The organism is Actinophytocola sp. KF-1 (assembly GCF_054661535.1).
Window position 1 is genome coordinate 85,094 of record NZ_BAAFVK010000004.1, and the last position, 22,740, is coordinate 107,833.

General features: G+C 71.1%; 23 protein-coding genes. 9 read left to right on the forward strand and 14 right to left on the reverse strand.

Going from position 1 to position 22,740, the window contains the following annotated elements:
* Positions 1 to 331: 331 nt before the first annotated feature.
* Entirely contained in the window at positions 332 to 1,294 is a 963-nt protein-coding gene (locus ACYQ77_RS13450) for a helix-turn-helix transcriptional regulator (protein WP_459710908.1), read from the reverse strand.
* Positions 1,291 to 2,262, reverse strand: coding sequence for a helix-turn-helix transcriptional regulator (locus tag ACYQ77_RS13455; RefSeq protein WP_459710910.1), 972 nt, complete (start codon positions 2,260 to 2,262; stop codon positions 1,291 to 1,293). Before ACYQ77_RS13455 ends, ACYQ77_RS13450 begins: the two co-directional genes overlap by 4 nt.
* A 145-nt stretch (positions 2,263 to 2,407) precedes the next feature.
* Here ACYQ77_RS13455 and ACYQ77_RS13460 point away from each other — a divergent pair, with 145 nt between their 5' ends.
* On the forward strand, positions 2,408 to 3,130 hold the full coding sequence (locus tag ACYQ77_RS13460) for a FadR/GntR family transcriptional regulator (protein WP_459710912.1): 723 nt from the start codon (positions 2,408 to 2,410) through the stop codon (positions 3,128 to 3,130).
* Positions 3,127 to 3,843, forward strand: a complete 717-nt coding sequence (locus ACYQ77_RS13465) for a sterol desaturase family protein (RefSeq protein ID WP_459710915.1) — start codon at positions 3,127 to 3,129, stop codon at positions 3,841 to 3,843. The genes ACYQ77_RS13460 and ACYQ77_RS13465 overlap by 4 nt, the downstream gene beginning before the upstream one ends.
* Here the strand turns inward: ACYQ77_RS13465 and ACYQ77_RS13470 are convergent.
* Complete coding sequence (locus tag ACYQ77_RS13470) at positions 3,840 to 4,526, reverse strand: TetR/AcrR family transcriptional regulator (protein ID WP_459710918.1); 687 nt, start codon at positions 4,524 to 4,526, stop codon at positions 3,840 to 3,842. The genes ACYQ77_RS13465 and ACYQ77_RS13470 overlap by 4 nt on opposite strands.
* 93 nt (positions 4,527 to 4,619) lie before the next feature.
* Here ACYQ77_RS13470 and ACYQ77_RS13475 point away from each other — a divergent pair, with 93 nt between their 5' ends.
* Entirely contained in the window at positions 4,620 to 6,770 is a 2,151-nt protein-coding gene (locus ACYQ77_RS13475; RefSeq protein ID WP_459710920.1) for an MMPL family transporter, read from the forward strand.
* On the opposite strand, the gene ACYQ77_RS13480 is transcribed toward ACYQ77_RS13475, so the two are convergent.
* Positions 6,767 to 7,447 (reverse strand): ArsR/SmtB family transcription factor, encoded by a 681-nt coding sequence (locus tag ACYQ77_RS13480; RefSeq protein WP_459710922.1) that lies wholly within the window; start codon positions 7,445 to 7,447, stop codon positions 6,767 to 6,769. The genes ACYQ77_RS13475 and ACYQ77_RS13480 overlap by 4 nt on opposite strands.
* Before the next feature lie 64 nt (positions 7,448 to 7,511).
* Between ACYQ77_RS13480 and ACYQ77_RS13485 the strand changes: the two genes are divergently transcribed.
* Positions 7,512 to 8,162, forward strand: a complete 651-nt coding sequence (locus ACYQ77_RS13485; RefSeq protein WP_459710923.1) for a flavin reductase family protein — start codon at positions 7,512 to 7,514, stop codon at positions 8,160 to 8,162.
* On the opposite strand, the gene pafA is transcribed toward ACYQ77_RS13485, so the two are convergent.
* From pafA to arc, 8 genes are all read right to left on the reverse strand, one after another.
* On the reverse strand, positions 8,087 to 9,445 hold the full coding sequence (gene pafA, locus ACYQ77_RS13490) for a Pup--protein ligase (RefSeq protein ID WP_459710925.1): 1,359 nt from the start codon (positions 9,443 to 9,445) through the stop codon (positions 8,087 to 8,089). The two genes, ACYQ77_RS13485 and pafA, sit on opposite strands and share 76 nt — an antisense overlap.
* 81 nt (positions 9,446 to 9,526) lie before the next feature.
* A complete protein-coding gene (gene prcA, locus ACYQ77_RS13495; protein WP_459710926.1) occupies positions 9,527 to 10,282 on the reverse strand; it encodes a proteasome subunit alpha in 756 nt (251 codons plus the stop codon).
* Between the two features lie 37 nt (positions 10,283 to 10,319).
* Positions 10,320 to 11,201 carry a proteasome subunit beta gene (gene prcB / locus ACYQ77_RS13500; protein WP_459710929.1) on the reverse strand — a complete coding sequence of 294 codons (882 nt, stop codon included), beginning with the start codon at positions 11,199 to 11,201 and terminating at the stop codon, positions 10,320 to 10,322.
* Positions 11,202 to 11,255: 54 nt separating this feature from the next.
* The gene (locus tag ACYQ77_RS13505) at positions 11,256 to 11,450 is read right to left on the reverse strand and encodes a ubiquitin-like protein Pup (protein ID WP_459710932.1); all 195 of its coding nucleotides are present in this window, start codon (positions 11,448 to 11,450) and stop codon (positions 11,256 to 11,258) included.
* Positions 11,451 to 11,554: 104 nt separating this feature from the next.
* Entirely contained in the window at positions 11,555 to 13,063 is a 1,509-nt protein-coding gene (gene dop, locus ACYQ77_RS13510) for a depupylase/deamidase Dop (RefSeq protein ID WP_459710934.1), read from the reverse strand.
* Positions 13,064 to 13,086: 23 nt separating this feature from the next.
* On the reverse strand, positions 13,087 to 13,971 hold the full coding sequence (locus ACYQ77_RS13515; protein ID WP_459710935.1) for a hypothetical protein: 885 nt from the start codon (positions 13,969 to 13,971) through the stop codon (positions 13,087 to 13,089).
* A 36-nt stretch (positions 13,972 to 14,007) separates the two neighbouring features.
* Entirely contained in the window at positions 14,008 to 14,910 is a 903-nt protein-coding gene (locus ACYQ77_RS13520) for an aldo/keto reductase (protein WP_459710937.1), read from the reverse strand.
* Positions 14,911 to 16,725 (reverse strand): proteasome ATPase, encoded by a 1,815-nt coding sequence (arc, locus tag ACYQ77_RS13525; protein ID WP_459710939.1) that lies wholly within the window; start codon positions 16,723 to 16,725, stop codon positions 14,911 to 14,913.
* A 516-nt stretch (positions 16,726 to 17,241) separates the two neighbouring features.
* Between arc and ACYQ77_RS13530 the strand changes: the two genes are divergently transcribed.
* The 4 genes from ACYQ77_RS13530 (at position 17,242) to ACYQ77_RS13545 (ending at position 19,846) form a co-directional block, all read left to right on the forward strand.
* The gene (locus ACYQ77_RS13530) at positions 17,242 to 17,664 is read left to right on the forward strand and encodes an Rv0361 family membrane protein (protein WP_459710941.1); all 423 of its coding nucleotides are present in this window, start codon (positions 17,242 to 17,244) and stop codon (positions 17,662 to 17,664) included.
* A gap of 161 nt (positions 17,665 to 17,825) precedes the next feature.
* Positions 17,826 to 18,470, forward strand: a complete 645-nt coding sequence (locus ACYQ77_RS13535) for a hypothetical protein (protein WP_459710943.1) — start codon at positions 17,826 to 17,828, stop codon at positions 18,468 to 18,470.
* Positions 18,471 to 18,501: 31 nt separating this feature from the next.
* On the forward strand, positions 18,502 to 19,272 hold the full coding sequence (locus ACYQ77_RS13540) for a hypothetical protein (protein ID WP_459710944.1): 771 nt from the start codon (positions 18,502 to 18,504) through the stop codon (positions 19,270 to 19,272).
* Complete coding sequence (locus tag ACYQ77_RS13545; protein ID WP_459710946.1) at positions 19,259 to 19,846, forward strand: hypothetical protein; 588 nt, start codon at positions 19,259 to 19,261, stop codon at positions 19,844 to 19,846. Before ACYQ77_RS13540 ends, ACYQ77_RS13545 begins: the two co-directional genes overlap by 14 nt.
* Positions 19,847 to 19,873: 27 nt before the next feature.
* Here the strand turns inward: ACYQ77_RS13545 and ACYQ77_RS13550 are convergent, their stop codons facing one another.
* Complete coding sequence (locus tag ACYQ77_RS13550) at positions 19,874 to 20,707, reverse strand: tRNA (adenine-N1)-methyltransferase (RefSeq protein ID WP_459710948.1); 834 nt, start codon at positions 20,705 to 20,707, stop codon at positions 19,874 to 19,876.
* A 130-nt stretch (positions 20,708 to 20,837) separates the two neighbouring features.
* Between ACYQ77_RS13550 and ACYQ77_RS13555 the strand changes: the two genes are divergently transcribed.
* On the forward strand, positions 20,838 to 21,557 hold the full coding sequence (locus tag ACYQ77_RS13555; RefSeq protein WP_459710950.1) for an Rv0361 family membrane protein: 720 nt from the start codon (positions 20,838 to 20,840) through the stop codon (positions 21,555 to 21,557).
* On the opposite strand, the gene ACYQ77_RS13560 is transcribed toward ACYQ77_RS13555, so the two are convergent.
* Positions 21,554 to 22,684, reverse strand: a complete 1,131-nt coding sequence (locus ACYQ77_RS13560; protein ID WP_459710951.1) for a M50 family metallopeptidase — start codon at positions 22,682 to 22,684, stop codon at positions 21,554 to 21,556. The two genes, ACYQ77_RS13555 and ACYQ77_RS13560, sit on opposite strands and share 4 nt — an antisense overlap.
* Positions 22,685 to 22,740: the final 56 nt, after the last annotated feature.

A 22,740-nucleotide genomic window follows, 5' to 3' on the forward strand; every position in this document is an offset into this window, starting at 1 on the left:
GCAGCCCCACCACGGCAGCCCCACCACGGCAGCCCCACCACGGCAGCCCCACCACGGCAGCCCCACCACGGCAGCCCCACCACGGCAGCCCCACCACGGCAGCCCCACCACGGCAGCCCCACCACGGCAGCCCCACCACTGCACAGTCGGGGCGCTCCACACGCCAGTGGCCACAGGAACGGAGGCCCGCCGCTATCGGTTGCCCCCGGAACTACAGACACCGACCACCGGCGCCCTCGAAAGCGACGGGGCGCACGCAACCGAACCTGCCGCCCCGGTGTGAGCGCGCGCCGGACCGCTCAGCGGACACGACCCGGCAGCGGGCCGGGCGTCAGCGGTAGCGGGCCAGTGCTCCCAGTGCGCGGGTGCGCAGCGCGGACACCAACTCCTCCGGGCCCTCGACCACGGCGTCACCGCCCAGGCCGAGCAGGAGGCGGACCATCCACGACAGGTCGGCGTAGCGCATCCACACCCTCAGGTGGCCGCCGTCCAGTTCGGCCACTTCCTCCACCGGGTAGTACTCCGACACCCAGCGGCCGTCCGGGGACAGGACGAACTGGGCGACCGGCTGGTCCGGTTGCGCGTGGAAGAGGCCGGCCGTCGTGTCGGTGTGTTCCGCGTACGGCGGTGGGGCGGCCGGCTCGTCGAGTTCCGTCACGTCGTCGATGCGGTCCATGCGGAACAGGCGCACGCCCTCCGCCCTGCGGCACCACGCCTCCAGGTAGCCGCGGCCCTCCACGATCAGCATGCGCATCGGATCAACCGTGCGTTCGGTGATCTCGTCCTTGGACGCCGTGTAGTACGTCATCCGCAGGGCCTTGTTGCCGCGCAGTGCCTTCTGGACCACCTCGCGGGCCTTCGCCGTCGTCGCGCCCTCGCGTACGCCCAGGCCCACCGCGACGCCCGCGGGTTGCGCCTGGCCCGCCGCCGCCTCGATCTTGGCCACGGCTCTGCGGACGGCGTCCGCGTCGGCCACGCCCGGGGCGTCCAGCAGGGTGCGCAGGGCCACCAGCAGCGCGGTCGCCTCCGAGCCGGTCAGTCGCAGCGGGCGGCTCATGCCCGCGTCGAAGTTGACCGAGATCGTGTCGCCCTCGAAGGACAGGTCGATGAGGTCGCCCGGGCCGTAGCCGGGGAGGCCGCACATCCACAGCAGTTCGAGATCCTTGCGCAGCTGCCTGGCGGTCACGCCGAAGTCGGCCGCCGCCTCGTCGACGGCGATGCCCGGCCGCGCGATGAGGTACGGCACCAGGGCCAGCAGCCTCGGGAGGCGGTCGGTCGATGATGTCGTGTTCACGTCGCCTCCGCCACCGCGAGCAGCCGCTCGTGCACCGCCTTGCGCAGCACGTCCGGTTCCAGCACCACCGCGTCCTGCCCGTAGCCCGCGATCCAGCTCGCCGCCGAGTCGGTGTGCAGCACCTCCAGCTCCACCAGGTCACCCGGTTCGCCGTCCAGCACGCGCTCGCCCACCACGGTCGCGCGCCTGCGCAGGCCCGCCGCCCGGTGTTTGGCCAGCCACAACCGCACGGTCGACGTCTCCGGTGGCTCGTTGCTGGAGCTGGCCACGAACTTCAGCAGGTCGACGTCCTCCGGGCGGCGCACGGTGCCCGGCTTCCCCACCAGGCGCACGTCGCCGACGATGCGGGACAGGCGGAAGCACCGGGGTGCGTCGCGGTCGCGGTCGTGCCCCACCACGTACCAGCGGCCGCGCCACGACACCACGCCCCACGGCTCGAGGGTGCGGCTGCGCAGCTCGGCAGGCGACGGTCTGCGGTAGTCGAAGCTGACCGCCTGGCCCGCCTGCACCGCGGCGAGCAGCGGGCCGAAGGCGGGCTCGGTCGTGCGCACCTTCGGCTCGACGACCGCCGGCGCGCCCTGGTCCACGTCGACCCCCGCGGCACGCAGCTTCAGCAGCGCGCCATGCGCGGCGCCCGTCAGCTCCGGGGAGTCCCAGAGGCGGACGGCCAGCGCGACCGCGGCCGCCTCGTCGGGCTCCAGCTCGATGTCGCCGAGCTCGTAGTCGCGGCGGGCGATGCGGTAGCCGTCGACCTTGTCGAACGACCAGTTGCGCCCGACCTCGAGCGGGATGCCCAGCTCTCGCAACTCGGTCTTGTCGCGCTCGAACATGCGGAAGAACGCGTCGTCATTGGGCGCGTCACCGTAGCCGGACACAATCTTGCGAATGCTCTCGGCAGGCAGGTACTGGCGCGTGGACAGCAGGCACAGCACCAGGTTCACGAGTCTTTCAGCGCGGACGACGGACACGTTTCGAACTCTAGCCCGACTGGTCGAGGCGAGTCCCGTTGGCGCGCCAAGGTGTTCGAACGAACGGTCCATTGACTCGGTCAAGATGCCCCAAGCACTGGTATGACCACTTGACCTCTGGCCCGTGACCAGGTAGTTCTTGGGCATGGCCCTGCAACCCGTGTCCCGGCGCTCGGTGCCGGACGAGGTGTTCGACCAGATCCTCGACGACGTCGTCAGCGGTGAGTTCGCCCCCGGCGAGGCGCTGCCCAGCGAACGGAAACTCGCCGAGGTGCTCGGGGTGTCCCGGCCCGCGGTCCGGGAGGCGCTGCAGCGCGTCGCCCAGGCAGGGCTCGTCGAGGTGCGCCAGGGCGACGCGACGACCGTGCGGGACTTCCGCAGGCACGCGGGTCTCGACCTGCTCCCCCGCCTGCTCCTCCCCCGGGGCGAGCTCGACCCGGCCGTCGCGCGCAGCGTGCTCGAGGCGCGGCTGCTGATCGGCCCCAAGGTCGCCGAACTCGCCGCCGCCCGGGCGGGCGCGCGGATCGAGGCGCCACTGCGGGCCGCCATCGCGGCGATCGACGACGACCCCGACCCCGTCGCGCGGCAGCGGCACGCGCTCGTGTTCTGGGACCACGTGGTCGACGGCGCCGACTCGATCGCGTTCCGGTTGATGTTCAACAGCCTGCGCGCCGCCTACGAACCCGCGCTCGGCGCGCTGGCCACGCTCATGGCCGCCGAGGTCGACCAGGTCGACGTGTACCGGGCGCTCACCGACCGGATCGCGGGCGGCGACGCCGACGGGGCCCGGCACGCCGCGCAAGCCCTGCTCGCCCCCGCCACCGAAGCGCTGCTCAGCGCCATCCGACAACTCGAGGAGCTGCCATGACCGACGTGCAACGGCTCGCCAAGCAGCGCGTCGCCGAGGACGAGGCCGCGTTCACCGGCCCGAAGCGGCGTTCGATCGGCCTCGGCGGCGCGGCGAAGGCGTTCTTGCGCCACCCGTCCCCCTGGATGATCGGCGTGCTCCTCGCCGGCGCGGCGACGGCTCGCGGCCTGGTCGGCGACTGGCGGCTGTCGGACCTGTGGACGCCGCTCGTCATGCTCGCCGTCTTCCCGTTCTTCGAGTGGGCGGTGCACGTCTGCGTCCTGCACTGGCGGCCGCGGCACGTCGGCCGCGTCACCATCGACCCGCTGCTGTCGCGCAAGCACCGCGCCCACCACGCCGACCCGCGTGACGTGCCGCTGGTGTTCATCCCGTGGCAGGTGCACCTGTGGCTGGTGCCGCTGGTCGTGGCGGTCGGACTGCTCGCGTTCCCCCGGCCCGGCCTCAGCCTCACCTTCCTGACCGTCGTCGGCCTGCTCGGGCTCGGCTACGAGTGGACCCACTACCTGATCCACAGCGACTACCGGCCGCGCTCCCGCGTCTACCGCGCGATCTGGCGCAACCACCGGCTGCACCACTACAAGAACGAGCACTACTGGTTCACCGTGACCAGCTCCGGCACGGCCGACCGCGTCCTGGGGACCTACCCCGACCCGGCGACGGTCGCGACCTCCCCCACCGTCCGCGACCTGCACGCCAGGGAGGGGCGCGGCTAGTCCGGCAGCTCCGTCAGCTCGTCGGCCAGCAGGGACTCCTGCTCCCGGTCCAGGCCGTTGCCCTTGAGACCGTGGCCGAGCACGAGCATGCTCCGCACGATCACCTCGTCGCGCAGGTTCTCCGACAGGTCGGACAGCGGGCCGTTCAGCAGCGTGGCGAGGCCGTGCACCATGGCCCACGCGGTGATCTCGGTGATCGGCCTGCGTTCCGGGGTGAGGTAGCCGACCGCGACCAGGTCGTCCAGCGCGCTGACCAGGAGCTGGTACGGGCTCGTCTCGGTCCGTTCGATCGGGGGCGGCGCCTGGCCCGCGGGCGCGAACACCGTGTGGAACAGGCCCGGTTCCTGCCTGGCGAACGCCAGGTAACCGCGGCCGAAGGCGCCGAACCTCGCCAGTGCGTGCCGGACGGGGTCGCCGCCGGTCGACGGGCGGTCCGCGAACGCCTTGACCATGGCCGTGGTCAGTTCCTCGAGCGCGCGCTCCTTTGCCGCCGACAGCAGCTCCTCGTGGTTGGCGAAGTGGCGGTACGCGGCGGTCGGCGTCACGCCGACCTCTCTGGCCGCGGCCCTGATCGTCACCGAAGCGGGGCCGCCCCTCGCGGCGAGGTCGGCAGCCGCCGCGACCAGCGCGTTGCGCAGGTCGCCGTGGTGGTAGCCGCGTTTGCCCGGCGTCGAGTCGTCCATGCCCGCAATGTTGACACCAGTAAACATCCATGGCAAGTTAACACCCATCAAGTTTACGACTGTACACATTGGGCGACGCTGAGAGGGAACACCATGTTCGGACGAATCGGACGGTTCACCGCGTCCCACGCACGGGCGGTGCTCACGATCACCGTCCTGCTCATGGTCGGGGCGGCGGCGCTGGGCATCACCGCGTTCGGCAAGCTCCAGACGGAGGGCTTCGACGACCCGAACGCCGACTCGAGCCAGGCGATGGCGCTGATCGACAGCCAGTTCGGCGGCGAGAACGACGTCGTCTTCCTGTTCTCGTCGAAGACCGGCTCGATCGACGACCCGGCCGTGACGAGCGCGGCGGCCGAGCTGACCGACCGGCTCGCCACCGACCCGGGCATCACCGGGTTCACGTCGTACTTCACGACGAAGGCGCCACCGATGCGGTCGGCGGACGGCCAGTACGCGATCGGCGTCGCGCGGCTGACCGACGAGGGCCACGTCAAGGAGCTGCGAGCGGACTACGCCGAGGGCGACGGCCCGCTCCAGGTCCGGATCGGCGGCCCGGACGCGATCGGCGTCGACATCAGCAACCAGGTCGCGAGCGACCTCGCCGTCGCGGAGGCCATCGCGGTGCCGATCATCATGGTGCTGCTGGTCATCGTGTTCGGCAGCGTGATCGCCGCGCTGCTGCCGCTCGCCATCGGCACGATCGCCGTGTTCGGCACGTTCGCCCTGCTGTCCGTGCTCGGCTCGCTCACCGACGTGTCGGTCTTCGCCATCAACCTGACGACCGCGCTCGGCCTCGGCCTCGCCATCGACTACGCGCTGCTGATGGTGTCCCGGTTCCGGGAGGAGCTGGACCGCGGCCACGACACGATCGAGGCCGTCGCCCGCACCGTGGAGACCGCGGGCCGGACGATCGTGTTCAGCGCGCTGACGGTCGCGGTCGCGCTGGGGGCGCTCATCCTGTTCCCGCTGTACTTCCTGCGTTCCTTCGCCTACGCCGGCATCGGCGTGGTGCTCATCGCGATGACCGCCGCGATCCTCGTCCTCCCCGCGCTGCTCGCGGTGCTCGGGCACCGCGTGAACTCGATGCGGCTGCCCTGGGTGAAGCGGACCCCGGGCTCGGTGTCGGCGCTGTGGGCGCGGGTCGCGGGCGCGGCGCTGAAGCGGCCGTTCCTGCTGGGCGCCCCGGTGGTGCTCCTGCTGGTGGTGGCCGCCGTGCCGCTGCTGAAGGTGGAGTTCGGCACGCCGGACGACCGGGTCCTGACCGACTCGGCGGAGACCCGCGTGGTCGGTGACGTGCTGCGCGCGGACTTCCCCAGCGACGACGCGAAGGCGCTCCAGCTGGTGACCAGGCACCCGGCGGGCACGACCGTCGTCGGCGACTACGCGCAGGACCTGTCGCGCCTGCCCGGCGTCGAGTCGGTGACCGCCAGCGTCGGCACCTACGCCGACGGCCGCGCGGTCGGCCCGGGCGTCGCGGCGTACGCGGCGAAGGACATGCAGCAGCGGCTGACCGTGCTGACCTCCTACGACGCCCACTCCACCGAGGGCCAGGAACTGGTCACGAAGGTGCGCGAGACCCCGGCCGACGGCATGGAGGTGCTGGTCGGCGGCCCCGCGGCGCGCCTGGTGGACAGCAAGGACGCGATCGCGAGCAAGCTGCCGCTGGCGGCCGGGCTGATCGCGGTGAGCACGTTCCTGCTGCTCTTCCTGTTCTCCGGCAGCGTGCTGCAGCCGCTGCGGGCCCTGCTGTTCAACGTGCTGGGCCTGTCGGCGACGATCGGCCTGATGGTGATGATCTTCCAGGAGGGCTGGCTGGCGTCCTGGCTCGGCTTCACCCCACTGCCGCTCGACACGAGCATGCTGGTGCTGCTGTTCTGCGTGGTGTTCGGCCTGTCGATGGACTACGAGGTGTTCGTCCTCAGCCGCATCAAGGAGATGCACGACCAGGGCGCTGACCTGCGCGAATCGGTCAAGCACGGCCTGTCGCGCACGGGCAGGCTGGTGACGATGGCGGCCGTGCTGCTGGCGGTGAGCCTCCTCGCGTTCGGCACCAGCGGCGTCAGCTTCGTCCAGATGTTCGGCATCGGCAGCGGCCTCGCGATCCTCGTCGACGCCACCCTGATCCGCGGCGTGCTGGTCCCGGTCGGCATGCGGGTGCTCGGCCGCGCGGCCTGGTGGTCACCGCCCGCGCTGCGCAGGCTCCACGACCGGATCGGCCTGCGGGAGAAAGACCTCGTTTAGGGAGCGAGTGCGGCGCCCAGGGACTCCGGTTCCTGGGCGCCGAGTCTTGCCAGCCAGCCGTCGTCGTGCACGGTGACCGCACGGTGCGGGTCGCGGCTGAGCCAGCCCGCCGCCAGCCCACGACGCAGGATCGCCGCCGGGAGGGCGCCCGCGAGGTGCTCACGCCGCTCGGTCCAGTCGAGGCAGTCCCGCAGCAGCGCCCGCCGCGGTGTCCCGACGTCGATGCCCAGCGCGGCGAAGGTGGCCCACCCGCGTTCGGTGACGGCGAGCCCGTTCCGGTCGTCGACCAGCCCCGCGCCGATCAGCCCGTCCCGCAGCGCCACCCCGAGCCGGCCCGCGAGGTGGTCGTAACAGGTGCGGGCGTCGGCCAGCCGACGGGCCCGCACGCTCTGCCGGAGACCGCGCGGCTGCTCGGGCCCGGCGAGGCCGGCGAGCCGTTCGACGACCTCGGCGACCTGCGGACCGGACAGGCGCACGTACCGGTGGCGGCCCTGCTTCAAGGTCCGCACGAACCCGGCGTCGGTGAGCACGCGGACGTGCTCACTGGCGGTGGACGCCGCGATGCGGGCCGCGTGGGCCAGCTCGCTGACCGTCCACGCGCGGCCGTCGATGAGGGCCATGCACATGGCGGCACGGCTCTCGTCAGCGAGCACAGCGGCTACCGAGGCGACGGACATACCCCGATCGTAGGCAGCGGACACGTCGGCCGGGACCGAAGCGTCGAGCCGCGAAGCTGGCGCCATGGTGATCGATCCGCCCGTGCTCTACCCGGGCACCCCCGTCGTGCTGCTGTCGAGCGTCAACCACGACGGCTCGACGAACCTCGCGCCGATGTCGTCCGCGTGGGCGCTGGGCCGGACGGCGGTGCTCGGCCTCGGCACCGAGGGGCACACGTTCGCGAACCTGCGCGAGCGGCCCGACTGCGTCCTCAACTACGCGAGCGCCGACCTGTGGCAGGCGGTGGAACGGCTCGCCCCGCTGACCGGCGGCCCGCCCCGCGGCCTGTTCCGCACGGAACGGGACAAGTTCGGCGCGGCGGGCCTCACCGCGGTGCCCGGTGACGTCGTCCGCGCCGACCGGGTCGCGGAGTGCCCGATCCAGGTGGAGGCCGTGGTCCGGGACGTCCGCGCCCTCACCACCGGCGACGGCGGTGTGGTCGAGGTCGAGGTCCGGCGCGTCCACGTGCACCCGGAACTGGCCGAGCCGGACCTCAGGCACGTCCGGGTGTCCGCGTGGCACCCGCTGCTCTACGTCTTCCGCCACTACGTCGCGGCGGGAGCACGCCTCGGCCAGACGTTCAGGGCGACGTCGAGCCCTCAGAGCGAGGCGATCAACCGCTCCACGCGCTCGTCCACCGCCCGGAACGGGTCCTTGCACAGCACGGTCCGCTGAGCCTGGTCGTTCAGCTTGAGGTGCACCCAGTCCACCGTGAAGTCGCGGCCCGCCTGCTGTGCGGCGGCGATGAAGTCGCCGCGCAGCTTGGCCCGCGTCGTCTGCGGCGGGGTGTCCTTGGCGGCCTCGATCTCCCCGTCCTCGGTCACCCTGGCGACGAGGTCCTTGCGCTGCAGCAGGTCGAAGATCCCGCGGCCGCGCCGGATGTCGTGGTAGGCGAGGTCCAGCTGCGCGATGCGGGGCGAGGACAGCTCCAGCCCGTGCTTGGCCTGGTACCGCTCCACCAGCCGGTGCTTGATGGCCCAGTCGATCTCGCGGTCGATCCGCGTCAGGTCCTGCGCCTCGACGGCGTCGAGGGTGCGGCCCCACAGCTCGATGACCCGCTCGGCCACCGGGTCCGGCCCGCGCTTCTCCACGTGCTCCTTGGCACGCGAGAAGTACTCGCGCTGGATGTCCAGCGCCGAGGCCTCCCGGCCGCCCGCCAGCCGCACCAGCCTGCGGCCGGTCAGGTCGTGGCTGATCTCGCGGATCGCGCGGATCGGGTTGTCCAGGCTGAAGTCCCGGAACTGGACGCCGTCCTCGATCATCTCCAGGACGAGGTTCGCGCTGCCGACCTTCAGCAGCGTGGTGGCCTCGGCCATGTTCGAGTCGCCGACGATGACGTGGAGCCTGCGGTAGCGCTCGGCGTCCGCGTGCGGCTCGTCGCGGGTGTTGATGATCGGGCGGGACCGGGTGGTCGCGGACGACACGCCCTCCCAGATGTGCTCCGCGCGCTGCGACAGGCAGTACACGGCGCCACGCGGGGTCTGCAGGACCTTGCCCGCGCCGCAGATCAGCTGGCGCGTGACCAGGAACGGCAGGAGCACGTCCGCGATCCGCGAGAACTCACCCGCCCTGGTGACCAGGTAGTTCTCGTGGCAGCCGTAGGAGTTGCCCGCCGAGTCGGTGTTGTTCTTGAACAGGAAGATGTCCCCGCCGATGCCCTCGTCGGCCAGCCGCCGCTCGGCGTCGACGAGCAGGTCCTCGAGGATCCGCTCCCCCGCCTTGTCGTGCGTGACCAGCTGCACCAGGTCGTCGCACTCCGCGGTGGCGTACTCGGGGTGCGAGCCGACATCGAGGTAGAGACGCGAGCCGTTGCGCAGGAAGACGTTCGAGGAACGTCCCCAGGACACCACTCGCCGAAACAGGTACCGCGCGACCTCGTCCGGGCTCAGCCTGCGCTGTCCGTGGAAGGTACAGGTCACGCCGAACTCGGTTTCGATGCCGAAGATCCGCCGCTGCATCCCTTCAGCCTAGGCGCTTCCCGGCCGGAGATCTCCTGGCCGCACCGAGGTGAGATGAACAAGTCATCGAAGAACTCCTCATCAGCCCTCGTCGGATCCGGTGGACCCGGCTTCCTGTGATTCCTCCTGCTGCTCCGCCGACCCGGACGATTCGGACGGAAGCAGCGCGGTGAGCGCGGCGCCCTCGATGCGCCGGAACGCCCGCTTGGGCCGCGACCGCTCCAGCACCGCGACCTCGAGCTTGCCGATCCCGTTGTCACCGTTGGTGACCCCGGCGGAGAGCGCGGTGACCGCGAACGCGAGCGCGGCCTCCAGCGACATGCCCTCCTCGTAGGTCTCCTTCATCTTGTTCGAGATCGGCTCCGTCTGCCCGCCCATGACCAGGTACGACGGCTCGTCGACGATCGAGCCGTCGTAGGTCAGGCGGTACAGCTGGTCGGTCTCGGCCGTGGCGCCGACCTCGGCGACGCACAGCTCCACCTCGAACGGCTTGAGCTGGTCGGAGAACACCGACGCCAGGGTCTGGGCGTACACGTTCGCGAGCTGGCGGGCCGACACGTCGCGCGGGTCGTTCGCCAGACCCCACAGGTCGACGTGGCGGATGCCGCCGCGGCGCAGGCCGTCGTACTCGCTGTAGCGGCCGGTCGCGGCGAACCCGATCCGGTCGTAGATCTCCGAGACCTTGTGCAGCGTCGCCGACGGGTTCTCGGCGACGAACAGCACGCCGCCCGAGTACTTGACCGCCACCACACTGCGGCCCCGGGCGATGCCCTTGCGGGCATACTCCGAGCGGTCCCGCATCAACTGCTCGGGTGAGGCGTACAGCGGCATCGTCACGGTGGGGGCTCCTCGTCTCTCTCGTCTCGGGTCGGCGTCAGCCGCGTGGCTGGCTGGTCCGCTGGGCCACCACGGCCTCGGCGACCGCGGCCGCCTCCTCCTCGGGCACGTGGACCGCGCCCTCCTCGGCCGTGATGGTCACGATGCTGGGGTAGATCTTGCGGGCGAGGTCGGGCCCGCCGGTCGCCGAGTCGTCGTCGGCGGCGTCGTACAGCGCCTCGACCGCGTTGCGGATGGCGGTGCTCTTGTCGCTGTTCGGGTCCCACAGCTTCTTGAGCGCCGACCGCGCGAACAGCGAGCCGGAACCCACGCCGTGGAAACCGGCCTGCTCCTCGTAGCGGCCGCCGACCACGTCGAACGACACGATCCGCCCGGCGGTGGCCGGATCGGGCGCGTCGACGTCGAAGCCGACGAACAGCGGCAGCGCGGCGAGCCCCGCCATCGCGCTGTCGAGGTTGCCGCGGACCAGCGCCGCGAGCTTGTTCGTCTTGCCGTCCAGGGACAGCGGGACGCCCTCGATCTTCTCGTAGTGCGACAGCTCGACCTGGTAGATGCGGACCATCTCCAGTGCGAGGCCTGCCACGCCCGCGATGCCCACCGCGGAGTAGGCGTCGGTGACGACGACCTTCTCCATGTTGCGGTGGGAGATGAGGTTGCCCGAGGTCGCGCGCCGGTCACCGGCGATGAGGACACCGCCGTTGAACGTGATCGCGACGATCGTGGTGCCGTGCGGCGGCTGCGGGTCGAGGTCCGCCAGCTGCCGCATGCGCACCGGCTCCTCGATGCCGAGGCCCCGGGCACCCGGCAGCAGGTGCGGCGCCTGCACGCGCAGGAAGTCGATGAACGAGGACGTCTCGGCGGTCATGTAGGCAGCCGGGAGCGCGGCGCCCGGCATGGCGCGGGATGAGGTGTTTTCCATGCCTCTTTCTGTCCTGTCGGCGGGAGGAACGGCGAGCGAGGAACCTACCCTCGCCTACTCGCCGCCCTTTTGCACGTACGCGCGGACGAAGTCCTCGGCGTTCTCCTCGAGCACGTCGTCGATCTCGTCGAGGATCGTGTCGACGTCCTCGCCGAGCTTCTCCCTGCGTTCCTGGCCGGCAGGGGCCGCGCCGTCGACATCGTCGTCGCCGTCACCGCCGCCTTGCCGGTGCGTCTGTTCCTGAGCCATCTCGCCTCCCGGTATCGGGACTGGTTGCCGTCAAGATTACCGACCGGCACTGACATTTTCGCGGACCATCCGGCTGATGATCAGGTTCGCCTGCCGCGAAACCATCACTTTCTCGTGGTGCCGGTGAGCGCGTCGACCAGCTCTTCCGCGGTCGCGGACGCTTCGAGCAGCTCGCCGACGTGTGACTTGGTGCCCCGGAGCGGCTCCAGCGTCGGGATACGGACGAGCGACTCGCGCCCCAGGTCGAAGATGACCGAGTCCCAGGACGCGGCGGCGATCGCGTTCGGGTAGCGCTCCAGGCAGCGGCCGCGGAAGTACGCCCTGGTGTCCTGCGGCGGCGTGGTGATGGCCGCCTGGACCTCCTCCTCCGTGACGAGCCGCTTCATCGACCCGCGCGTGACCAGCCGGTTGTACAGGCCCTTCGCCAGCCGGACGTCGGAGTACTGCAGGTCGACGAGGTGCAGGCGGGGCGAGTTCCAGCCGAGGCCGTCGCGGGCGCGGAAGCCCTCGAGCAGCCGCAGCTTGGCGGGCCAGTCGAGCCGGTCGGCGCACTCCATCGGGTCGCGGGCGAGCGCGTCGAGGATGTCGCCCCACGTCTGCAGGACGTGCATCGAGACCTCGTCCTGCTCGGTGCGGTCGATGTGCTCGGAGATCAGCTCGTGGTAGGCCCGCTGGATGTCCAGCCCGGTGAACTTGCGCCCGTTGGACAGCTCCACGGTCGTCTTGAGCGTCGGGTCGTGGCTGATCGTGTGCACCGCCCGCACCGGGTCGGCCAGCTTGAGCGCGTCGAACCGGACGCCCGCCTCGATCAGGTCCAGGACCAGCGCGGTCGTGCCCACCTTGAGGTACGTGGAGGTCTCGGCCAGGTTCGCGTCGCCGATGATGACGTGCAGCCTGCGGTACTTGTCCGCGTCGGCGTGCGGCTCGTCGCGGGTGTTGATGATGCCGCGCTTGAGCGTGGTCTCCAGGCCGACCTCGACCTCGATGTAGTCGGCGCGCTGGGACAGCTGGAAGCCGGCCTCCTCCCCCGCCGCGCCGACGCCGACGCGGCCGGACCCGACCACGACCTGCCGGGAGACGAAGAACGGCGTGAGGCCCGCGATGACCGAGGTGAACGGGGTGTTGCGGGCCATCAGGTAGTTCTCGTGCGTGCCGTAGCTCGCGCCCTTGCCGTCCACGTTGTTCTTGTACAGCTGCAGCCGGGGCTGGCCGGGCACGGTGGCGGCGCGCATGGCCGCCTCCTCCATCACCCGCTCGCCTGCCTTGTCCCAGATCACGGCGTCGCGGGCGTTCGTGACCTCGGGCGCGGAGTACTCGGGGTGCGCGTGGTCGACGTAGAGGCGGGCGCCGTTGGTGAGGATGACGTTCGCGGCCCCCAGGTCCTCGACCTCGGGGTCCGACGGGGGCATCCCGGGGGCGCCGAGGTCGAAGCCCCTGGCGTCCCGCAGCGGCGACTCGACCTCGTAGTCCCAGCGCGCGCGGCGCGCGCGCGGGATGTCCGCCGCGGCCGCGTAGGCGAGTACGACCTGGGTCGATGTCAGTACCGGGTTGGCGGTGGCGTCTCCTGGCACGGCGATGCCGTACTCCACCTCGGTACCCATGATCCTGCGCATGTCACCAGCCTACGGGGACCTGCTCACTCCGCGTCGACAGCCACGCATTCGGTGCGCCCGCTCGTCACGTGCAACCGGACACCGTCCGTGGCCTCCGGCGAGCCCCAGAAATCGATGTCGGCGGTCAGCGTCGTACTACCGTCGCTCGACCGCAGTTCGAGGTCGACGCCCCGGTTGTCCTTGGTGTCGACGTACTCCTCGCGCTTGACGACCGCCCAGCCGTCCGCCGCCGCGACGAGTGCGTCGGCGGCCGGGCCGAGGTCGTCGAAGGCGGTGACCTCCGCGTAGACGACGTCGTACATGGACCACCGCGCCCCGCTGCGCTTGCCGGCCGAGCAGCTCCCGTACGCGCGGCGTTGCTTGTCCTCGACGTGCACGCCCTCCTTGGGGCGCACGCCCAGCTCGCGCTCGACCGCGGCCAGGGTGTCGTCGACCTCGTCGAGCATCGCGTCGAGCCGCTCACCCTGCCTGCCGGTCAGCTCCGGCGCCTCGACCGCGCCAGGCAGGTTCAGCTCGGACCGCTCGTAGGTGGTGCAGTCCTTCTCCACGACCATCCGCACCGTGCCGTCGGCGCGGACCACGAGGTCCACCGGCTCGCCGAACTGGTGGTGGTTGGCGAGCACGAGGGTGCCGTCCTCGGCGCGTTCCGGCTGCCAGCCCAGCTTCAGCGCCGCCGCCCGCAGCTCGTCCGGCGTGCCGTCGACGCGTGCGGACAGCCGCCAGCGGTGGTCGTCCGGCGGGTCGGAGAGCGGCTTGGTGTCGCACGTCTCGCCCGTGAAGGTGGCGTCGACGTCCGGGTCGACGGCCGTCAGCACCGCCAGGACCCCCTGCTGGACGTGCTCCGGCACGTCGATCGGTTCTTCCGACTCGGCGCAGCCCGCGAGGGCCGAGACCGCGAACAACGCCATGACCAGTGATCTACCCCTGCGCACCGGGGAATCACATCACGCCCAGGCGAGCGCCGAGCGGTGTTTCCAGTAGTCCGCGGGCGGTTCGGCGAGGTCGGGCAGCTCCGCGTGCGGCAGGGACGCCGCGGCGAGGTTGCTCGCCAGCTGGCGGGTGCCCGCGGCCCCGGACAGCACGGTGTCCGCCCATGGCTGCGCCAGCGCGGCGGCCAGCGCGACCGCGTCCGGGCCGACCTCGAGGGACCTCGCGAGGGCGGCCACCGGTTCCGGTGGCTCGACCGCGAGCCTGCCGTTGGCCAGCGCCTCCTTGACGAGCACGTGCGCGCCCGCGGCGTGCGCCTCGGCGAGCGCGGGGCCCGCCGAGGGCTCCAGGAGGTTCCAGGTCGACTGCACGGCGGTGAAGACCGGCTGCCCGTGGCGTTCGAGCGCGAGCGCCCTGCGGACGGTCGTGGCCTGGTCGGGGCCCGAGGTGGAGAAGCCGGCCCGGACCGGCAGCGCCGCCAGCGCGTCCTGGAGCGCCAGGTCGTCGAACAGCGGGCTGTCCGGGGTCAGCGAGTGCACCTGGTACAGCGCGATCCGGCCGCCGAGCAGCGCGGTGCTCTCCGCCCACTGCGCGCGGAACCGCTCGAGGGTGTGGGACTTCTCCTCGTGCACGGCCGCGTCGAGCCGCCAGCCGCCCACGTACGCGTAGCCCCATTTGCTGGACACCGTCACGTCGGACGGCGCCCGCGCGTCGAGCCAGCCCGCGAGGAACTCCTCGGCGCGCCCGTACGAGCGGGCCACGTCCACCCAGCGGACACCGGCCGCGTACGCGGCGTCCAGCACCGCCCACGACGCGTCCCGCATGGCGTCCACAGAACGGGAAGGCGGCAGCTCGGACCGGCCGACGTTGATGTACGCCGGCCGGCCGAGTGCCGCCAATCCCAGTCCGATACGTGCCAACTACAGGTACTGCCCCGTGTTGGTCGCCGTGTCGATCGCCCGGCCCGACTCCTGGTTCTTCCCGGTGACGAGGGTGCGGATGTAGACGATCCGCTCCCCCTTCTTGCCGGAGATGCGGGCCCAGTCGTCGGGGTTCGTGGTGTTCGGCAGGTCCTCGTTCTCCGCGAACTCGTCGACGATCGCGTCCAGCAGGTGCTGCACGCGCAGGCCGGGCTGCTTGGTCTCCAGCACCGACTTGATCGCCGCCTTCTTCGCCCGGTCCACGATGTTCTGGATCATCGCGCCCGAGTTGAAGTCGCGGAAGTACAGCACCTCCTTGTCACCGTTGGCGTAGGTGACCTCGAGGAACCGGTTGTCCTCCGTCTCCTCGTACATGCGCTCGACGGTGTGCTGGATCATCGCGTCGATCGTCGCCTTGGCGTCCCCGCCGAACTCGGCGAGGTCCTCGGCGTGGATCGGCAGGTTCTGCGTCAGGTACTTCGAGAAGATGTCCCGCGCCGCCTCCGCGTCCGGCCGCTCGATCTTGATCTTGACGTCGAGCCGGCCGGGCCGCAGGATCGCCGGGTCGATCATGTCCTCGCGGTTGGACGCGCCGATCACGATGACGTTCTCGAGGCCCTCGACACCGTCGATCTCGCTCAGCAGCTGCGGCACGATCGTGGTCTCGACGTCGGACGAGACACCGCTGCCCCGCGTCCGGAAGATCGAGTCCATCTCGTCGAAGAACACGATGACCGGGGTGCCCTCCGACGCCTTCTCACGCGCCCGCTGGAAGATCAGGCGGATGTGCCGCTCGGTCTCGCCGACGAACTTGTTGAGCAGCTCGGGGCCCTTGATGTTGAGGAAGTACGACTTGGCCTCGTGTGCCTTGCCGTCCCCCCGCGCCGCCGCCACCTGCTTGGCCAGCGAGTTCGCCACCGCCTTCGCGATGAGCGTCTTGCCGCAGCCGGGCGGGCCGTAGAGCAGGACGCCCTTCGGCGGCCGCAGCTCGTACTCGCGGAACAGCTCCGCGTGCAGGAACGGCAGCTCCACCGCGTCGCGGATCTGCTCGATCTGCCGGAACAGGCCACCGATGTCCTCGTAGCGGACGTCCGGCACCTCCTCCAGCACCAGGTCCTCGACCTCGGCCTTCGGCACCCGCTCGTACGCGTAGCCCGACTTGGCGTCGACCAGCAGCGAGTCACCCGGCTTGAGGGTGGCCTCGCGCAGCGGGTCGGCGAGCCAGACCACGCGCTCCTCGTCCGCGTGCCCGACCACGAGCGCGCGCATCGGCGGCGAGTCGTCCGCCTCCGCGAGCAGTTCCCGCAGTGTGGACACCTCGCCGATGCGCTCGAAGGTGCCCGCCTCGACGATGGTCAGGGCCTCGTTCAACCGCACCGACTGACCCCGGCGCAGCTCGTCGACCTCGACCGCGGGTGAACACGCCACCCGCATCTTGCGGCCCGCCGTGAACACGTCCACGGTGCCGTCTTCGTGCCCCTGGAGGAACACGCCGTAGCCGCTCGGCGGCTGTGCGAGCCGGTCGACCTCCTCCCGGAGCGCGAGGAGCTGGCTCCTCGCCTCCCGCAGGGTCTCGACCAGCTTCGCGTTACGCTCAGTCAACTGGCTGACCCGCTCCGACGCCTCGGCGAGCCGCTGCTCGAGCAGGCGGGCATGCCGAGGCGAGTCCGTCAGTTTCCGGCGCAGCAGCGCTACTTCCTCCTCGAGGAACCGGATCTGGGCAGCTTCCGACGGCTCGTGCCCAGAAGCCGCCTCCAGTCCAGCGCCGTGCTCGTCGGCCTCCTCTGGCCGACCACCGGGACGATCGTGCTGCATGTCGGCACCTCCTCCCGAAATTCTTCCTACCCCCACGGTACCGGTGTAGACCGACAAAGTAAGACCATCCACATCTCGGAACCGTCGCGTCACACCACGGAAACCGTGACAGTTCGAAGTGGATTAGGCCATCTCGGCGCGTGTCGGAACCACCCACCCGCTACGGTGCGTCAGGTAGTCGACCGACGATGGAGCCGTCGGCGGCAACTCGGAGACTTGGCGATGGGGTCGCCACGGAAAAGGGAGATACCAGCGATGTCGCAACCGCCGCAGCAGCCGGGGCAGTGGGGCGGCCAGCCCGGGTGGGGCCAGCAGCCCGGCCCTGGTCAGCAGCCTGGCGGCTATCCTCAGCAGGGGGGTTACCCCCAGCAGGGCGGATACCAGCAGCAGGGGGGCTATCCGCAGAGCGGCCCGCAGCCCCAGCAGCCGAACCCGTACGGACAACAGCCGCAATTCGGACAGCAGCCCTACGGTCAGGGCGGCGGCTACGGTTACCCACCGCAGAAGAAGAGCGCGATGCCGTGGATCCTCGCCGGCGGCGGTGTGGTCGTCGTGGCCGTGGTCGTGGTCCTCATCATCGTGCTGACCGGCGGGGGCGGCACGAGCAGTCCTCAAGACCTGGCCGAGTCTGCCGCCAGCGCGATGAACGACAAGGACTACGACGCGGTCGCCGAGCTGACCTGCGAGGGGGACAAGGAAGACGTCAAGGAGAACGTCGACATCGGCTCGGCCGACCCGGCGTTCAAGAACGTCTCGGTCGAGTTCACGATCGGCGAGGTGAAGGAGGAGGGCGACACCGCCACCGCCGACGTGTCGATGAAGCTCAGCAACCTCCCCGCGGAGTACGAGGGGATGCCCAGCAGCGTCAACGGCGTCCTGAACATGAAGAAGGACGGCGGGGACTGGTGCATCACCGGCTTCTCGCCCGCCGCGGGCTGACGTAACGAATTGATCAAGCGGCCGCCGCCCGGGCGTGTCCCGGCGGCGGCCGCTGTCGTGCGTCTTGCCTACGATGGCACCGTCGACGGAATTGCCGGGAACGTACCGCGCTCCTGCTCCGTCTTCGTTGCAAAGACCGAGTGAGGAGTCCGGGGCCCGACATGACATATCCACCCCAGCAGCCTGGCCAGTTCAACCAGTCGTCGTACCAGGGCCTGGGCAGCTACTCCGGTGGTCAGGGCGGACCGGGGAACAAGAACACCGGCAAGATCGTCGCGATCGTGATCATCGCGCTGCTGGTGCTCGGCGGTGGCGGCGTCGCCACGTACTTCCTCACCAAGGGCGGTGACGACCCGAAGAACGACGCGTCCTCCGAACAGACCAACCGGGACGACTCGAAGGACACGGGGAGCGACGAGGACCCGTCCACCGACGCGTCACCGGATCGTGACCAGGAGGACGACTCCGACGACTCGGATGCGAGCAACACTCCAGACGACGTGCGCGATGACTACATGGCCGCGTACGAGAACAAGGACTTCGCCGACGTGGTCGACAACGCCTGCCGGGCGTACAAGACCAAGTTCGGCACCGACACCTCCGAGCTGGAGACCAAGCTCGCCGACTACGACATCTCCGCGTCGCCGGACGGCGAGGTCGAGATCGACGACCAGCACCCGGACAGCGCCACCGCGAAGATCGACCTGACGCTCGTCGGCGACGGCCAGACCCAGGAGCCGAAGATCCTCATCAAGATCGTGCAAGAGAGCGGCCAGTGGCGGTTCTGCGGCGAAGGCACCGCCTGACCACCCGTCCCCGACCATCGGAGCCCCAGTCATGACGTACCCGCCGCAGCCGGGCCAGCCCGGTCCGTACGGCCAGCAGGACCCCTACGGCCAGCAGGGCCAACCCGGGCAGTACGGGCAGTACGGCCAGCAGCCGCAGCAGGGCGGCCAGTACGGCCAGCCGCAGCAGGGTGGTCAGTACGGCCAGCAGCCGCAGCAGGGCGGTCAGTACGGCCAGTACGGGCAGACCAGCCAGTTCGGCACCGACCCCTACGGCCAGCAGCAGTACGGCGGCCAGCCCGGTTACCCGGGCGGCGAGCCGCCCAAGAGCAAGCGCGGCATGATCATCGCGATCGTCGTGATCGCGGTGCTGCTGGTCGGTGGCGGCATCACCACGTTCCTGCTGCTCAACAAGGACGACAACGGGTCGGGCAACACGGCGGGCGGCAAGGAGACGAGCCAGTCGTCCGAGCCGACCACCGGGGACGACCCGACGTCGGAGGACGAGCCGACGGACGAGACCACCACCGAGGAGGAGCCCGGCGGCGGGGGCGACCCGGAGGAGGTCGCCGCGGCCGCGCAGGACTACACCGACGCCGTCAACAACGAGGACGAGGCCGCGGCCACCGAGCTGACCTGCGAGAAGAGCGGCGGCGGCACCATGTACGACGCGCTCGCGGGCCAGGCGACCGCCGAGGTGGGCGAGGTCACCATGGTCAGCGACACGCTCGCCACGGTGGACATCACCGTGCAGGGCGCCTCCGGCCAGGCGATCCCGCTGCCGCTGGAGTTCAAGGACGGAGCCTGGTGTGTCTCGATCTGACGAGGACGTCGCGACCCCCGGCGACGCCGGGACGGGCAGCGGCGAGGCGACCGGGCCCGCCGGCGGGCGGAACAAGGTCCTGATCATCTCGGTCGTCGCGGTGGTCGTGCTCCTGGTCGCCGGGCTCGTGGTCTACCTGCTGACCAGCGGCGACGACTCGGGCAACCAGGCGGACCAGTCCCACGACGTGCCGACGATCACCGGGTCCGCGGCGCCGACGACCGAGGGCACGGCGTCGCCGAGCGCCTCGGTGGCCCCGCCCGCGACGGCGACCGGAGTGACCGGCGCGCCGGAGGCGCCCAAGGACGCGCAGGACGCGGAGTCGGTCGCCGAGCAGGTCGCCACCGCGATCTCCGGCGCCGACGTCACCACGCTGAACGAGCTGTCCTGCGACCCCGGCAGCGCGGGCACCGAGGAGACGTTCCCCGCCGACGCCAAGGCCGAGGTGGTCGGCGAGCCGAAGATCACCGGGGACACGGCGACCGTCGACCTCAAGCTGACCATCGGGCAGAACGAGCCCGCCACGGTGCCCATGCCGCTGACCAAGAAGGACGGCCGCTGGTGCATCCCGTGACGTGACGCCTGCCCTGGCCCGCGCGGGTCAGGGCTGGCGGCCGCGTCGCTGCGGTCTCGGCGTCACCACGCCGTCGGCGAGCCTGCGGGCCGTCAGCAGGAACGCCGTGTGCGCCTGCATGCGGTGCTCGGGCCGCACGGCGAGGCCGACCACGTGCCAGGGCCGCATGAGCGTCTCCCACGCCTCCGGCTCGGTCCAGCACTGCTGTTCGCGCAGTGCCTCGGTGACCCGCGACAGCTGCGTCGTCGTCGCCACGTACACCACGAGCACCCCGCCCGGGATGAGGTTCGCCGCGACCGTCGGCAGCACCTCCTCGGGCGAGAGCATGTCCAGGATGACCCGGTCGACCTCGCCCTCGTGGGTGGCGAGGTCACGGACCCGCAGGTCCCAGTTCTTGGGTTCCTCGCCGAAGAACGAGGTCACGTTGCGGACCGCGTGCACGGCGTGGTCGTCGCGGACCTCGTAGGAGATGACCTGCCCCTCCGGGCCGACGGCCCGCAGCAGCGAGCAGGTGAGCGCACCGGAGCCCGCGCCCGCCTCCAGCACGCGCGCCCCGGGGAAGATGTCGCCCCACATGACGATCTGCCCGCTGTCCTTCGGGTAGATCACCTGCGCGCCGCGCGGCATGGAGAGCACGTAGTCGGCGAGGCGCGGGCGGAGCGCGAGGTAGCCGGTGCCGCCGACGGACGTGACGACCGAGCCCTCCGGCTGTCCGATGAGGTCGTCGTGGGCCACCGCGCCCCGGTGGGTGTGGTACTGCTCGCCCTCCGCGAGCACGAGCGTGTAGTGCCGTCCCTTCGGATCGGTGAGCTGTACCCGGTCGCCCACCCGAAACGGCCCGCTCGCCCTGACCTCCGTCACCCGAATCCCGCTCCATCTCGTCCGTGCCGATGCCGACCGCGTGATGGTCGCAGAGACCCGCGACGGCTCGTTGACGGGGACCGGCACTACCCTGACCACGCCAGCCAGCATGTGATCATCAGGGGAGATCATGACGTACCCACCGCAGCAGCCCGGCCCGTACGGTCCGCAGGACCCCTACGGCCAGCAGAACCCGTACGGTCAGCAGAACCCGTACGGGCAGCAACCGCAGTACGGGCAGCAGCCGTACGGCGCTCCGCAGTGGGGTCAGCAGCCCGGCTACCCGGCCGCCCCGCCCCCGAAGAAGAAGACCGGGCTGATCGTCACGCTCGTGATCGTGGCCGTGCTGGTGGTCGGCGGCGGGGGTGTCGCCGCGTTCCTGCTGCTCAAGGACGACAACGGCGGTTCGGGCGGCGGTGCGGACAGCCCGCGTGCGGCCGCCGACGCCTACGTCGAGGAGCTGGGCGCCGCGGTGAGCAAGGCACCCGCGGACGCCTCCCTGGACAAGGTCAAGCCGCTGATGTGCGCGGACGACTACAAGGAGCTGAACGGCGAGCTGCAGGACGCGAAGAAGGACGACGACGCGTCTGAGAAGCCGGACCCGACGACGTTCACCGTCGCCAACTTCAAGGAGGAGGGTGAGGGCGCCACGTTCGACATGACGCAGAAGCGTGGCGACCGGGAGCGCGACCCGCTGAAGATGGACGTCAAGAAGGAGGACGGCCGGTGGGTCGTCTGCGGCATCTACAACGGGTCGAGCGACTCCGAGGGCAGTGACGGGACCAGCGGCGCCGAGGAGCCGACGGCCAAGGACGACACGATCCCGAACCCGATCCCGAAGACCAGCTAGTACCTGTGCCGGGGGATCAGGCTGGCCCGCAGGTCGTCCCGGTGGAGGACGCCCGCGGGCCTGCCCTCCTCGTTGACCACCAGGAACTGCCAGGCCGCGGTCTCCGCGACGCGTTCGGCGATGTCCTCGCCCGCCTCGGAGTCCAGGAGCACCGACTCGGGGCGGATCGGCTCGGCGGCCTGCTCGGCGGGCGCCATCGGTGACGTCTCCGCCAGGCGTTCCGCGGCGACCGGGTCGAGCAGGCCGGCCGCGACCCCGTCGGCACGCACCAGCACCACCCCGCGCCCCGCGGCGGCGCTGAGCGCGTCGGCCACCGGGCTCTCCGCGGGCAGCTGCAGGATCGGGCGCACCAGGTCGGCGAGCGCGAGCCCGTCCGGCCAGTTCCTGCGCTGGTCGGCGGCGAGCTCACCCCGCGCGCCGGACACGACGAACCACGCGGTGAGCGCGCACACGCCCAGGCGCAGCCAGCGGTCGGGGCTCTCGTTGGCGAGGCCCCACAGCGCCCACAGCATCAGCAGCCCGGCGACCAGCCAGCCACCGACGACCGCGGCGCGGGTGCCGATCCCCCGCTGCCCCGACACGGCCCAGACGCCGGCGCGCAGCAGGCGGCCGCCGTCCAGCGGCAGGCCGGGCAGGATGTTGAAGACGGCGACGGCCACGTTGGCGACCGCGCACTCGAGCACGAGCAGCCAGACCGGGCCCTCGGACGGCATGAACAGCAGCAGGACGCCGCACAGCCCGGCCAGCACCGCGGACACGGCGGGGCCTGCCGCGGCGATCATGCCCTCCTGCGACGGTTTGCGCGGGGTCCTGCTGATCTCGGCGAGGCCGCCGAGCAGGAACAACCGCAGCCTGCGCACCGGGATGCCCAGTTGCAGCGCGACCACGCAGTGCCCGAGCTCGTGCGCGAGCACCGAGACGCCCAGGAGCACCGCGAAGGCCGCGGCGAGCGAGATGGACACGACCGCGTCCGCGTTCGGCAGGAAGCGTTCGACCAGCGGCGCGTAGAGCACGACGATCGCGACCGACCCGATCCACCACGACGGTGACAGCAGCACGGGCACCCCACGGAACCGGAAGAGCAGCAGGCCCCCGTCGCGCTCGGCCCAGTCCGGTCCGTGTGTCATGCGAAGCAGACTAAGGGGAAACATGTGGGAAAGCCGTGTGAGACGGACATGCGCGG

Coding starts and splice junctions, on each gene's coding strand:
- ACYQ77_RS13460 (WP_459710912.1), top strand. CDS start 2,408: ATGGCCCTGCAACCCGTGTCCCGGCGCTCGGTGCCGGACGAGGTGTTC.
- ACYQ77_RS13465 (WP_459710915.1), top strand. CDS start 3,127: ATGACCGACGTGCAACGGCTCGCCAAGCAGCGCGTCGCCGAGGACGAG.
- ACYQ77_RS13470 (WP_459710918.1), bottom strand. CDS start 4,526: ATGGACGACTCGACGCCGGGCAAACGCGGCTACCACCACGGCGACCTG.
- ACYQ77_RS13475 (WP_459710920.1), top strand. CDS start 4,620: ATGTTCGGACGAATCGGACGGTTCACCGCGTCCCACGCACGGGCGGTG.
- ACYQ77_RS13480 (WP_459710922.1), bottom strand. CDS start 7,447: ATGTCCGTCGCCTCGGTAGCCGCTGTGCTCGCTGACGAGAGCCGTGCC.
- ACYQ77_RS13485 (WP_459710923.1), top strand. CDS start 7,512: ATGGTGATCGATCCGCCCGTGCTCTACCCGGGCACCCCCGTCGTGCTG.
- pafA (WP_459710925.1), bottom strand. CDS start 9,445: ATGCAGCGGCGGATCTTCGGCATCGAAACCGAGTTCGGCGTGACCTGT.
- prcB (WP_459710929.1), bottom strand. CDS start 11,201: ATGGAAAACACCTCATCCCGCGCCATGCCGGGCGCCGCGCTCCCGGCT.
- ACYQ77_RS13505 (WP_459710932.1), bottom strand. CDS start 11,450: ATGGCTCAGGAACAGACGCACCGGCAAGGCGGCGGTGACGGCGACGAC.
- dop (WP_459710934.1), bottom strand. CDS start 13,063: ATGCGCAGGATCATGGGTACCGAGGTGGAGTACGGCATCGCCGTGCCA.
- ACYQ77_RS13515 (WP_459710935.1), bottom strand. CDS start 13,971: ATGGCGTTGTTCGCGGTCTCGGCCCTCGCGGGCTGCGCCGAGTCGGAA.
- arc (WP_459710939.1), bottom strand. CDS start 16,725: ATGCAGCACGATCGTCCCGGTGGTCGGCCAGAGGAGGCCGACGAGCAC.
- ACYQ77_RS13530 (WP_459710941.1), top strand. CDS start 17,242: ATGCCGTGGATCCTCGCCGGCGGCGGTGTGGTCGTCGTGGCCGTGGTC.
- ACYQ77_RS13535 (WP_459710943.1), top strand. CDS start 17,826: ATGACATATCCACCCCAGCAGCCTGGCCAGTTCAACCAGTCGTCGTAC.
- ACYQ77_RS13540 (WP_459710944.1), top strand. CDS start 18,502: ATGACGTACCCGCCGCAGCCGGGCCAGCCCGGTCCGTACGGCCAGCAG.
- ACYQ77_RS13555 (WP_459710950.1), top strand. CDS start 20,838: ATGACGTACCCACCGCAGCAGCCCGGCCCGTACGGTCCGCAGGACCCC.
- ACYQ77_RS13560 (WP_459710951.1), bottom strand. CDS start 22,684: ATGACACACGGACCGGACTGGGCCGAGCGCGACGGGGGCCTGCTGCTC.